11 protein-coding genes and 2 pseudogenes are annotated in these 12795 nt (G+C 40.2%); 5 read left to right on the forward strand and 8 right to left on the reverse strand.

The features are described from left to right. Positions 1 to 711 (forward strand): annotated as a pseudogene (locus tag ACINWC141_RS00680) (IS3-like element ISAba22 family transposase); the annotation flags it as partial. Here the strand turns inward: ACINWC141_RS00680 and ACINWC141_RS00685 are convergent. From ACINWC141_RS00685 to ACINWC141_RS00715, 7 genes are all read right to left on the reverse strand, one after another. Continuing rightward, positions 662 to 1153, reverse strand: coding sequence for an AAA family ATPase (locus ACINWC141_RS00685; protein ID WP_034677050.1), 492 nt, complete (start codon positions 1151 to 1153; stop codon positions 662 to 664). The pseudogene ACINWC141_RS00680 and the gene ACINWC141_RS00685 sit on opposite strands and share 50 nt — an antisense overlap. Then, positions 1150 to 2643 carry a DNA phosphorothioation system sulfurtransferase DndC gene (gene dndC / locus ACINWC141_RS00690; RefSeq protein ID WP_009386850.1) on the reverse strand — a complete coding sequence of 498 codons (1494 nt, stop codon included), beginning with the start codon at positions 2641 to 2643 and terminating at the stop codon, positions 1150 to 1152. Before dndC ends, ACINWC141_RS00685 begins: the two co-directional genes overlap by 4 nt. Further along, entirely contained in the window at positions 2644 to 3753 is a 1110-nt protein-coding gene (gene dndB, locus ACINWC141_RS00695; protein ID WP_009386847.1) for a DNA sulfur modification protein DndB, read from the reverse strand. 227 nt (positions 3754 to 3980) lie between these two features. Continuing rightward, the gene (locus ACINWC141_RS00700) at positions 3981 to 4265 is read right to left on the reverse strand and encodes a hypothetical protein (RefSeq protein WP_009386854.1); all 285 of its coding nucleotides are present in this window, start codon (positions 4263 to 4265) and stop codon (positions 3981 to 3983) included. Positions 4266 to 4908: 643 nt separating this feature from the next. Then, positions 4909 to 6255, reverse strand: coding sequence for an OprD family outer membrane porin (locus ACINWC141_RS00705; protein WP_009386856.1), 1347 nt, complete (start codon positions 6253 to 6255; stop codon positions 4909 to 4911). Positions 6256 to 6333: 78 nt separating this feature from the next. Continuing rightward, positions 6334 to 7719, reverse strand: coding sequence for an MFS transporter (locus tag ACINWC141_RS00710; protein ID WP_009386858.1), 1386 nt, complete (start codon positions 7717 to 7719; stop codon positions 6334 to 6336). A 172-nt stretch (positions 7720 to 7891) separates the two neighbouring features. Then, positions 7892 to 8836, reverse strand: coding sequence for a dihydrodipicolinate synthase family protein (locus ACINWC141_RS00715; protein WP_000050876.1), 945 nt, complete (start codon positions 8834 to 8836; stop codon positions 7892 to 7894). 185 nt (positions 8837 to 9021) lie between these two features. On the opposite strand from ACINWC141_RS00715, the gene ACINWC141_RS00720 reads away from it, so the two are divergent. Beyond that, a complete protein-coding gene (locus ACINWC141_RS00720; RefSeq protein ID WP_009386844.1) occupies positions 9022 to 9912 on the forward strand; it encodes a LysR family transcriptional regulator in 891 nt (296 codons plus the stop codon). A gap of 9 nt (positions 9913 to 9921) precedes the next feature. On the opposite strand, the gene ACINWC141_RS00725 is transcribed toward ACINWC141_RS00720, so the two are convergent. Further along, positions 9922 to 10197, reverse strand: a complete 276-nt coding sequence (locus ACINWC141_RS00725; RefSeq protein ID WP_009386860.1) for a hypothetical protein — start codon at positions 10195 to 10197, stop codon at positions 9922 to 9924. 323 nt (positions 10198 to 10520) lie between these two features. On the opposite strand from ACINWC141_RS00725, the gene ACINWC141_RS00730 reads away from it, so the two are divergent. The 3 genes and pseudogenes from ACINWC141_RS00730 to ACINWC141_RS00745 all read left to right on the forward strand — a co-directional run. Continuing rightward, positions 10521 to 11228, forward strand: coding sequence for a YoaK family protein (locus tag ACINWC141_RS00730; protein ID WP_009386852.1), 708 nt, complete (start codon positions 10521 to 10523; stop codon positions 11226 to 11228). Between the two features lie 149 nt (positions 11229 to 11377). Next, positions 11378 to 11731 (forward strand): annotated as a pseudogene (locus tag ACINWC141_RS00735) (alpha/beta hydrolase); the annotation flags it as partial. A gap of 71 nt (positions 11732 to 11802) precedes the next feature. Beyond that, positions 11803 to 12795, forward strand: a protein-coding gene (locus tag ACINWC141_RS00745; protein ID WP_155757871.1) for an IS3 family transposase whose coding sequence is annotated in 2 segments (ribosomal slippage) — positions 11803 to 12055 and positions 12055 to 12795 — 994 coding nt annotated over the 2 segments. Because the reading frame shifts where the segments join, the coding sequence is not laid out codon by codon here. This gene is flagged as partial in the annotation.

Raw genomic sequence — 12795 nt, forward strand, 5'->3', positions numbered from 1 at the left:
GCCCATGAGGAGACAAAGCAGAGCTATGGTTATATTCGATTAACCAAATACTTACAAGCTCAGGGTATAAAAATGAGTATGTACGCTGTACGTCAGATAAAAGCGCTGAACCACCTGTATTGTAAGCGACACAAGCGTTTTAAAAGGACTACGAATAGTGACCATAATCGAGCGATCTATGAAAACCTGCTGGAGCAACAATTCTCAATGACTAGACCAAATCAAGCATGGTCAAGTGATATTACGTACATATGGACTGTTGAAGGATGGCTGTATTTAGCAGCGGTAAAAGACCTTTACACGAAGCAAGTGGTTGGCTATAGCTTAAATGAGCGCATGACAACACAGCTTGTTTGTAATGCGCTAAATATGGCTATTCACAATCAAAAACCAACCAAAGAACTGATTGTGCATTCAGACAGAGGAAGTCAATATTGCAGCCAGGAATATCGAAATATACTTGAGCAATATGGTTTTCAAGGTTCAATGAGCAAGCGCGGAGACTGTTACGATAATGCACCGATTGAAAGCTTTTGGGGAATACTGAAAAATGAGTTAGTGCATCATTACAACTATCAAACCAGAGAAGAAGCCAAAGCAGATATTATAAAATACATTGAGTTATTTTATAATCATCGAAGAATTCAAAAGGGTTTGGGTTTTAAGACACCAAATCAAATGGCCGAAGACTTTTATAAGTTGGCTGCCTAGAATCTCCCAAGGGAAAGTCTCCTGATAATTCAGCGTATATCAAAGTTACAGTTGAACCATTCTTTTGAAGATCTAACTTCTCATGAATTTGTCCATCTGCAGCTAAAGACCAAGAGCGACATACTTTGAATTCTGCAGGAATACTGCCTTCCGTATATAGGAAAGTAAGTTCCACACTTGAAGCACGTTCAAGATGGTTTTGATTCATCTTACTTAGTAAGTATTGTTGATAGTCTTTATTATTAATTCCAAGGCCTAAAGCTCGCTTGCCATAAAGGGCTAAACGGACAGAATCTAAGAAAGTTGTTTTACCAGCGCCATTACGGCCACCGATTAGTATAATTGGCCGATTGGTGACTGAGGACTTTCTAGGTTCTAAAGAAAATTCGGTACGCTGACTATATAAACCAACATTATCCAAAATTAATGATTTGATAATCATGGATTAGCTCCAGCATTATTTAGTAAATCGAGCTGACCTGAAGAGATTTCCTCTGCAAAAGATGCTTCTTCATCTTCAGTTTCAATGATGTCATCTATAGTTTGTTCAGAGTTCCGGTCAGCAAGAATTGTTTTCAAGTCCCGCCATTCTTCATGTAACACTTTACTTAATTGGCTGTGAATATTATGACGACGTTTTAAGCCATGAGAGGCTTTTTCCACACCGATGAGTTTTACCATGAGCTCAGTAGGAAGGTTATGTTGTTTACAAATACGATCCAGTAAAGCAAAGTCTTGGGTGTTATAAAGAACGCTATCTTCAATTTCCCAATCCAAATCTACCCCTAAAATATTTTTTACAATTTGAGGAACAGAGTCTGCCCAGTCACCACTTTCAGAACGCCATAGACGACGAATTTCATGTAATTCCGCTGGGTGAATGAGGACAGGTGCTTCGCCGATTGGAGCTTCAGCTTGAACTTGTTTCTGAATTTCTAAAAGCTTACTGAGTAATTCTTTACGAAACTCCAGCTTATACGGACCAGGGACTAGCTTTCCATTTGTATGGTTGAAAGCGACCTGACCATTACGACGTTTAAACTCACGATAAATGAATTTTTTTTCTGGATCTTGAGTTGATGAAAGTAGGTCGCGGTATTCTAATAATGGTTCAAGCCATTCTTCACCTGATTCAACCATTGCTTCCATTGACTTATCTTGTTGTACAACAGTACATACCCAACAACCAAAGCGAGAATTGCCACAACTTGGAGTAGTTTTATCAACTACAAGTGGACATTCACCCGCTTGAGCATTTCTATACATTGTAACCAGTTCACGGTTATCATTATTCCAAGGTGATTTGTTTTGTAGTAGATAGTTCCATACATCATCAGTGGAGAAAGACTCAATAGGCGCGAATACAAATGCATTAAGTAATGAAGAGTGTCGAGCAAGTTTTGTACCCTTGATTTTGTGCATGGCAATTACTTGAGCTCGTGTAGCACTTTCAGCAGAACGGACACCTAGAACAACAACTACCTCACCAAACTCTGCTACACGTTGCGTAATAAAATCATTTGCAGGCTCAATTTTAAGACGTTCAGTACACCAACGGAATTTATTGCTTGGCGCTGGATATCCACGGCCAATTAAATTTACCCAGAATGAACGCTCTACACGAGGGCTAACCTTTTGGACAATAAAAGGCATATCTTGTTCATTAGATTTTGATTGAATATTTTCTAAATTTTTATCGATATAACGTACAATAATTGGAGTTTCAACTAACGTATCAGAACTAATTACATATACTGGTTTACGTCTTTGCTCTTTAGGTAGTTTAGCTAAAGCATTCCAAACAAGTTGTAATGCACAAGTTGAGTCTTTACCACCTGAGTAACCTACAACCCATGGTCTTTGGTCAGATAAATAGACCTCTTGGATAGAAGCGTGTAGATCTGCAAGAGTATTGGTTTCAAAAAAACTCATTTAGACCATCTCCTCAGTTAATTTGCTCGCGTGTGATGAGTTGATAAATAAACTTTCAACCCTTTGTGCTTCAGTACTCAACGGTATTCCTAAGGTTTTCTGAATATGATTGGTAACCAAAACCAGATTATTGCGTGATTTATTGATCTTACCTGCGACCAATACGCGTCCGTTCCATAAAGCTAAATTGCTTCTGGACCAATCAATTGTGATTAGTTTAGTTAAGATCGTCTGCCATTCATTTGGATATTCTTGCAAAAGAATATGTCCAACCCTAGCAATTGCCTGTAGTGCTATTCCATGAGCATGAATGTAATTCTGCCTCAATTGGTAAGCATTCGTTTTGCCTTCAAGTAAGTTTAACCAGCCGGGGATATATTGTATTACTTCTTGCCAAAATTCGGTGGCAATTTTAACGCCTTCCTCTATAGAAATTTCCGAATGCTTAAAATTTAATAGTTCTTTAGTTGCTTGATGCAACGAACTAAAGGTAAACATTTTAATTGAGCGATGAGAAATACTTGTTTTTTCAAAGTCTGTAAATTGATTAAAAAGAGGAATTTTTTCAATCATCAGTTTTGTAATATGAGTTTTTTCATCTCTATGATTAAAAAGTAATTTAATAGACTGAGCTGGTCTCACGGCGTGCATATTCAGGTCTGCAAACATTTGTTGCGAACGCTTTAAACCTTTATCTGCATAAATTACAACAGAAATTGTCTCATCACCTAAATATGGTTTTAACTTAATAGCTTCTTCAATTGCAGCTCTTCGATGTTGTCCATCATTAATTAATACTGTGGCATCCATAGAAATTCTTAGTTTGCCCATATTGTTTGAAATTCCACAGGGCTCGAATTTAATTTCCCCATCAATACAAGCACATAAAGAAGACATTATATATTCATCTACATTTTCTACCATATATCTACTTATTTGAGGAATACGTGCTTTATTAAGAGTTCTTTGAGCTCTTAAGGTAGTTGGTAATGATTCATCATCGAATTTAAAAAATTGGGGGACAAATTTTAAAGGAACCATAATAACAAAAAAGGCTGAACGCGCTTGTATGCCCTGTATTGCGATGAACTCAAACCAATTACCATCCATAAATTTACCTTTAATTTTATTACAACGACTATACCATACGTGGAAGTCTATTTTTTTGATGTGGAAGTCTATTTATATAACTTTTTCTACTTGGATCCGCTAATTTGGGAATTATACCTATAGTATTCCCCCCAAGGCCCCCATGCCACAACAGAACTTTAATTTTTTGCGCTGATTTAAAGTCATCCACCATTGCGACACAGAGATAAGGGAGCTAAGCCAAACGCTTAGCCCATGTCTTCTTTATCGCACCGCCGCATCACGCTAAAAAAAGTAGGGGCAAAGTCCTGTGGGAGAGCAGGACTTTGCAAACTGACATGTTCTAGACGTTGCATGAGCTTATGCGAGTAAACTTGTTCAAGCCGTTGGTAAATACAGTCGCAACTGGCTTGGGTGTGCCCACCAGACAGGCAAATTTTTTCAAAATCCTGCTGAGTGTGGAGGTCACAACCCGAAACGCTGTAATCGCCTAAAACAAGGCTTAAAGCCAAAATAGGTTTATAAACTTTCATATTATTCTCGTGATAATTTTCACTAAGTTATTAATAAAAAATAAGCCGCTTATATTTAAAGTATTAAAATCATTTTTAAAGACAATAATTAACCCGCCTGTAAAATAGGAAAATAAAATGATTAAAATTTTAAAATAAAATTATTGATGAATTTAAAATGTTTTAGGTGAGAGAAAACCTAAATTTTAAATAAATAAAAAGTTTATAAGGGAGAGGGGATTAGTTTAAAAAGTGGCATGGTCAACTCCTTAAATTGTATGGAGCTCTACCACCAAAAATCACCGTCAATTGATTTGGGTGGTAGAACGAGAAGGGGTTGACAGACTGGGTATACACCAGCACGCGCAAGCGCGTCCCCCTCCCGTCCTACCGCAACGGTAAGGGGGAGGTGCAGTGCGCACAAGTCTGATACTCAGGAAGTATAAACCTGATACGCTGTATACTCGGTCTGTCAAAACCGACTGGCAATGTAGGCCAGCGAGACCATAATAATCATAAGTTTTTAACAGGTCAATTCAATTTAAATAAAATATTATAAAAATTTTAAATATAAATTTATATTTTAATTAAACTCAAAAGTTTCTGTATTTAAGGTTGTAAATTAATAAAAATAATAAAGCTAAACTAAACGTTTAGCCTGTACTTAAAATGTATAACGGTAATTAATAAATACACGGTGCTGGTCCCAATCTTTTCGAGACATGCCATTTATTTTTTCACCTAGGTCTGCATTTTCAAACTTTGACTCATAATGCAAAAATGAATAACGCACATCTAAGTTTTTCACCCACGGCAAGGCATAACTCACCGTAAAGTCAAAGTAACGCTCTTTACCTTCAATATCACTGCTGATGTTACTTTGGTGAGCGCCAAAGCCATAAATATACTTCGCTTCGCTTTTTAAACCTTTGACGTAGTCTTTCCAGTTATATTTCAAGCGAAGGGCAACCGCAGTTTCATCGTTATTGGTAAAGTCAGGGCCAATGGTCGCAGAGGTCGGAAACGGGTTGGTGCCGTGATCTTGCGTCAAAACCGAGTTGCGGTCAGAGTGCACGGCAAAGTTATCTTCAATCCAAAAACCATCAAACTTTGAAACGGCAATACCACCTTCAATATTATTCTTAGCTATATTTACATCGACAAAATAACCATTGCCACGGTTGTTAATGTCTTGGCCTTTGACACAGTCCAGCTCGGTTTCGGCTCCGCATTTAAACAGTTTGCCATCATCACGCGAGAAAAAAGCACCTGTGTTGAATGTCCACACAAGGCCATGCAGGGGCAATCTATATTGAGCAATCGCTCCGTACTTTTTTAAATAATCTTTGCTATTTAAATATTCGGTATTCACGCTCCAGTTTTTGTACTGATACTTGGCACCGAGCAAACCGACATAGTCAATGCGCTCGTCATTTTCAGTCACTAGTTTTTCAAATGAGTCCATGCTGCGCGGTTTCCAGCGGTCATAGTAAGCAACATAAGTCTGTAGCTGATCATTCAGTTGAAACTGACCACTCGCACCCGAAAAAGTATCGGGCACTGCGCGGTTATTGGTACTTTTAAGCAAGAGCGAATCTTGTAACTGGCGGCCTAACTTAATTTCGCCTTTGTCGCCGAGTTTTGCTTTGATGTAGAGCTGCCCTAAAGTTGCAAAGTTTTGATCGAGCTTGCCGTTATTTTCGACGTCTAAAAGCTGAGCGCTCGGTTTGCCAGAGTCAAATAACTTGGTGACTGCATAGAGTGAGCCATCTACCCCAAGCCAGTCCCACAAGTAAGGTGACTGATAATTTAACTCAAGCCCTAAAGCACTTTGTTCATATTCACTCGACGAAGGCGAAGGGTTGGCAAGCGTGGAGTGGGCAGTGCCTTCATCGTTCCAGTAACGGGTGTTAAGTTTTAATTCTAACTTGCCAAATTCTTGAGGAAGCTCTGCATAAGCATTGCTCACACTGCCTAAACCAATACAGCCCCATAGCAAATATTTATTCATTTTAAATTCCTTTTTTAAGCATGAATAAGCCCTTTGCCTAACGCTGAGGTTAGGCAAGCTTTTTATGAAATGGATGAATTAAGGAGAGAGTTTTTCGAGCACTTGGCCTTTGGTTTCAATGGCAAACAAGAAGGTTACAAGCCCACCAATGAGCGCCACAACGGCAAGCACACTAAACACATATTGAATGCCGTAACCACCAACCACGAGGCCCACCATAACCGGTCCAATTGCAGAGCCGGCACGTAACCAAGCGGTACTAAAACCAATGCCCATCGCACGTAGGCGAGTAGGGTAAAGTTCGGCAGCGTAAAGGTATAAAGAGAATGAAATAGTCTGCAAAATGGCATAGCTAATCGTTGCGAAAATTACAACTTGCATGGCCGATTTTGCACCTAAAACCGAGAGGCTCATGAGTGGAATGATTGCCAAGAAAAAAGCTGCACTGTACCAAGGGCGGCGGCCAACTTTATCAATCATTAACGCACAGATAATAGAAGCAATCACACCCACGCCCGAGGTAATCCAGCCATAACCTAAACTGGTTTGAAGCGACAGACCAAAGTGTTGTTTGTAGAGAGATGGCAGCCAAGTCACCATGGCATTGTTTACCATATACACGCAAAACCACATGCCCCACAGGGTAAAGGTCCGTTTGCGGTAAATACCACGGAACAGCTCACGCCAGTCGGTTTTTGCCATACCTTGCGGGTTAATTTCTTTAACCACAGGTTCAGGCAAAGTTTTACCGCTTTTGATAGCACCATCTTCAAAGCTTTTGATGACTTTATCCGCTTCTTTAAAACGACCTTTTGAAGCCAACCAGCGTGGTGACTCAGGCAAGAAAAACCGTAAAGGAATGACCAGTAATGAGGGAACTAAGCCCACAATAAACATGACTTTCCAGCCGTAAATTGGCATCAGAAAAAATGCTGCCATGCCTGCAAACATAAGACCGAGGGGGAATAAAACTTCGTAGAGCAAGAAAAACTTACCGCGCTTTTCTGCACCAATAAACTCATTAATATAGGCACTTGCAACAGGCACTTCGCCACCTGTACCAACGCCTTGTAAGAAACGGAAAATTAATAGCGACATTCCGCTCCATGCAAACAGACAGGAAATGTCCATTGCCACAAACAGTAAAATGGTAAAAGACAGTACTTTTAAACGACCAACTTTTTCGGCAAGAGAACCAAAGAAGATTGCACCGACCAGTTGCCCGACATAGCCCGCGGCAATGATCGCACCAACATAGGCAGGCGTCAGGTGCCATTCGGTAATGAGTTGGGGTAAAGCAAAGGCAATCGCAAGAACAGTATAAGCGTCAAAAAAGGTCGCGATACCGATGGTAATTCGCATAAATTGCAACCGACCAGTGACGGGTAGCCGTTCGAGTCTTGCAATAATTTCCGCATTTTTTTGATGATGACTAATTTGTTCTACATCCGCTAGATTTGTCATCTTATATCTCCTTATCACTACATTCCTCGTAGTTTTGTTGTTCTATTTCGCACTACCTGTTCACCACAGTTTGCATGCTTTTTATTATTGTTTTTAAGAGACATGCCCGATGTTTGGCCTCAGGCAGCGTACAGGAAAAAAAGGCTAGCGTACATGCTAGCCCGAATAGAATTTAAGCAACGGCTTGGGTTAAATCGACCTTGCCAATTCCGGCTTGACGCATCGCATCATGAATTTCTTGCTCAGCACCATCTGCCAGTGGAAGCAGTGGCGAACGCACAGTGGCATGGTCCAAAATTCCGCGAGCAACCAATGCATGTTTAAGCGCAACTGTGCCTTCCATGTGTGAACCGCGGTGATAAACGTTGCGAGTCACTGGTAATAGTTGATCGTGAATCGCACGTGCTTTAGCATAATCTTTGGCTTTGCCTGCTTTAATCATTTCAATTAACAGTTCAGGGGCAATGTTGCCATAGCCAACCAATGCACCGTCTACATCAAACATGGTGTGAAGCAAATATTCATCGTGGCACGTCAATACCTGTAAGTCTGGACGTTCACGGCGAATAATTGGAATTTCGACATCCCAGCGGCGCATGTTACGCACACCATTTTTCATGGCAAATACACCTGGCTGTGCAGAAATATCGAGTAGGGTGTCTAGGTCGTAAGTGGCCTTCGTTGCATCTGGATATTGGAATAAAATAGATGGCAAACCACTTTCTTCATAAATCGCTTTATAGCGGTCTTGTGGTGCGCCTTTTTGATAGCCAAAACGCAACCAGCCATGTGAAGGGTAAATCAAACCTGCCGAAGCACCCGCACTCACTGCACGTTTTGCTTCTTCTGCTGCAACCGAAGTACCTTCGAGTGTAATCCCTGCAATAACCGGAATTTTGTCATCTACCGATTTAACAAAGCTTTCGATGACCTGCATTTGTTCTTTTTGCGACAAGAATGTTCCTTCACCTGCATGCCCAAGAACAACCAAGCCTTTCACACCATCAATACTGCCTAACCATGAACCTAAACGTTGAATTGCATTATGGTCTACTTGCCCGTCACGGGTAAAAGGAGTCACAGGTGCTGGGGTTAATCCACGTAAATCTAAACTCATAATCGTACTTCCTATACAGTGTAATTAAATATTCTCTGGTTCTTAATCTGATTTAAATCGTGTTGTAGAGAACATGATTGGAGTATAGAAATTGGTGAGCTATGTAGGAATTACCAATTCTTGAATTTCAGTTATACTGAAAATGTATGGCTCAAAAATGCAAGTTTACGATTTAGGAAGAATCGATGAATTATGAATTATGGAAAATATTTTTAGATGCGGTGGAGCTGGGTAGCTTAAGCAAAGTCGCGATGCTGCATAACACCAATCAACCGCAAATTAGTCGGCAAATGAACGAACTTGAAGCGCAATGTGGTGGCCGTTTGTTTAACCGAACTGGACGCGGCGTCGAACTCACCGACTTAGGCCAGCATTTACTTCCTAAAATTCGTTCATGGCTGAACGTGACCGATCAACTCAATAATGAAATTTTGCACTCGACCGATACCCCGATTGGGACGGTTCGTATTGCCAGTTTGCCGTCTACGGCACACCCGTTGTTATCGACTCTGTATAAAGTCCTTCAAGAGAAATATCCCTTAATTAAACTGTCGGTGCGTGAGGGGCAAGGGGTGCATTTAGAAAAATGGCTCGAAGATGGCAGTGTCGATTTAGCCATACTCTATCGGTTTAACCCAACGCCGAAACAGGGCGATGTTTACCTTACCGAAGCCGATACCTATTTGGTGGGAGCTGAAGGAGATACGCTCACTCAGGCAAATGAAGTCGAATTTAAAGAAATAGACCAATTACCCCTTGTGACCTTTTGCAGGCCAAGTAACTGGCGCAATTTTTTAGACCACATGGCCTATGAAAATGGGGTAGAGCTGAATATTGTGTTTGAAGCCGACTCGATTAGTTTGCAAACCTATTTGGTGTCCGAGTCTCGCATGTACACCATGCTGGGGCCGCAAGCGTTAAATAAGGCCAGTCAATACACCTCAATTCAAGCTGCAAAAATTATTAACCCTGCGCTCAAGCGTTATATTTCTTTGTCTATTTCTAAACATGGCTATTTAACGCCTGCGTGTAAGGCAGTGATGGAAGAAATTAGAAATCTTGCTCATTTGCTCTAATGAGTAACTTTATGACTGGCACTCTCGCATGGTGCGCATCATGGTTTTCACAAAATCACGTGGCACTTCGGGGCTTTGTAAACTTAAATTTCCAAGTTTATGCATCAGTTTTGGGGAATATTGACGTTCTAAACGGTGATAAATGCATGTACAGCTTGCACGGCTATGTCCCGCAGCCATACATTTTAAGTAAAAATCACGGTGAGCATTATTTTTTTGACCCGCAAAGGCTATAGACGCAAATAATAATCCGCCTAGAAAAACTGAATAATTATAAAGTGACATATCCCTACTCGTGATTGTTGTTTTTCATTATCCATATCTTGGCATAACTTTTTCATGTTCAAAATCAGTTGATAACAACTCGCGGCTTCATCATAGTTAGAACAGTTTTCGAGGTCAAATTGATTTGTAGATGAGAACTGATTAATGTTTTAAAAATAGACAATTTTGATTGTTGCCATTTTAAAGACAGTGTTGCGACATAACGCAGTCTATGTTTTTACATGCTTTTTTGTTTTTATAAACGCTTTAGTTTTGATTTGTTTTTAAATATTTAAAACATCTTTGTACTGAATTAATGACTTTAAAATAATAGGATGCAGCTTATGCCTGATACCTCAATGCAACAAGAGAAACAAAGTACATGGGCCATATGTCGAGATCCTGTTTTGCTGACCATGGTGGGCGGGGCAATTGATACCATTGGTTTTATTGCTTTGTTTGGCTTTTTTACCGCTCATGTGACGGGAAACTTAGTGTTGGCAGGGGCTGCATGGGTTAAAGGCGGCGCTGGTATTTGGATCAAGCTTGCTGCTATTCCGCTATTTATTTTGACGGTGGTAATCACCAAGCTGTTAATTGACCATAGTCAGGTCAAGCATAAAACACTGTCTTATTTATTTTTATTTGAAGCCATTTTTCTATGTGCCTTCATGGTTGCAGGACTTTACTTCGAACCGTTTAAAAATCCGGATTCAATGACCGTGGCACTTACAGGTGGGCTGGGTTTAATTGCCTTAGCTATTCGTAATACTTCAAGCAAAACACTCATTAAAAATATTAGCCCAAGTACCATGATGACAGGCAACACCACACAGCTCGGTATTGATATTGCCAACTTGCTGAAAAATAATAATGCAGCGAATTGGGCAAGTTTGCTCAAAAGCGCGAGTATTGTAATTGGCTTTGTGATTGGTGCTTTTTTAGGAGCGATACTCTATGTCTATTTTGACTTCTGGAGTGTAGCGCCGTTTATTTTACCAATTTTGTATTTTTCTTATTTAGCTTCACAGCAAAAGTTTAACCAAGCTTGATGAGAAAAAATAACCAATGAGCCTGAATTAACATGAGTTCAGGCTTTTTTTCGTAATAAAGGAAGACGGAAGCGGAGTCGAAATTGTTCGTTCACTGCTTTACAGGCATAATGACCAGATGGGGAATACATTCGATTAAGGAAGGCAGAATGACAAAGTCTTACCATTATTCAATGATAACAATAATGGCTTTGCTCAGTGGTTGTCAGGTCATTAATTTAAAAGAAAGTAATTTAAGCAATGCTTTAAAAAGTAAGAATGAAAGTATTTTGACCGACGGCACCTTAAGTCATCAAACCCAAAATTTACTGTATTTGGTCAAAAAAGATGAAAAGTCTTGCCTGCAAAATTTTGATGATTGTTTAAATAAAATTCAAAGTCTGTCTGAAAATAGCAGCCGTGAAGAGCGCTATGCTGCGCTCAGTGAAATTTACTTAGCCAAAGCTTTAGACGTTGGGCGTAGCAGCCAGTGTAATGTCATTAATAAAAATAACAGTTGCGTTGGTAATCCCCCCTAAAAATAAAAGGATCTAAAAGTAGAATTTTCTCTTAAGATACGAGCAGGAGATTCTGCATGAAAACATCTAAATTTACTGACAGTCAGATCATGTCCATCTTGAAACAGGCAGAATCTGGCACACCTGTAGCGACCCTTTGCCGTGAACACGGCATGAGTAATGCTACCTTTTATAAATGGCGTGCCAAATATGGTGGTATGGATACATCATTAATGGCTCGACTGAAAGAGCTAGAAGCCGAAAATACCAGACTTAAAAAGATGTATGCGGAAGAGCGATTAAAGGCCGAAATCATCCAGGAAGCGATGGCAAAAAAGTGGTAAAGCCATCTTGCCGGCGTAAGATGGCACAACAGGCAGTTGCCCAGCATGCCATTAGTATTCGTTTGGCTTGTAAAGCATTTGGCATTAGTGAAACCTGCTACCGCTATCAAGCCAAACTCAGCGATGACAATGCACTCATTGCTGAACAGCTCATTGAACTCACTGAGGAAAATTCCGATTGGGGCTTTGGTTTGTGCTTCTCGTATTTACGGCATGTTGAGAGTTGCTGCTGGAATCACAAGCGGGTTTACCGCATTTACTGTGAGTTGGCACTGAATCTGCGTATTAAACCGAGAAGAAGACTAAAACGGCATGCGCCTGAACCATTGAAAGAACCAATCCGAGAAAATCAGGTTTGGTCATTAGATTTTATGCATGATCAGCTTTCCGATGGTCGCAAGTTTCGATTATTGAATGTGATTGATGATTACCGCCGCGAAGGCCTAGCCATTGAAGCAGGGTTCTCATTGCCCACAATCAGGGTTATTCGTACGTTGAATCAATTGCTGGAGTGGAGAGAAAAACCGTTAGTGATCCGATGCGATAATGGTCCCGAATTTATCAGTCACGAATTTGTGCGCTGGGCTACTGAGCACGGTATTCGTATTGAATATATTCAACCGGGTAAGCCACAGCAGAATGCGTATATTGAACGCTATAATCGGACCATACGTTATAGTTGGCTGAGCAAGCATTTATTTGATACTTTGGATGAAGTACAAGATT

The sequence above is a fragment of the Acinetobacter sp. WC-141 genome, assembly GCF_000313935.1.
GTDB lineage: Bacteria > Pseudomonadota > Gammaproteobacteria > Pseudomonadales > Moraxellaceae > Acinetobacter.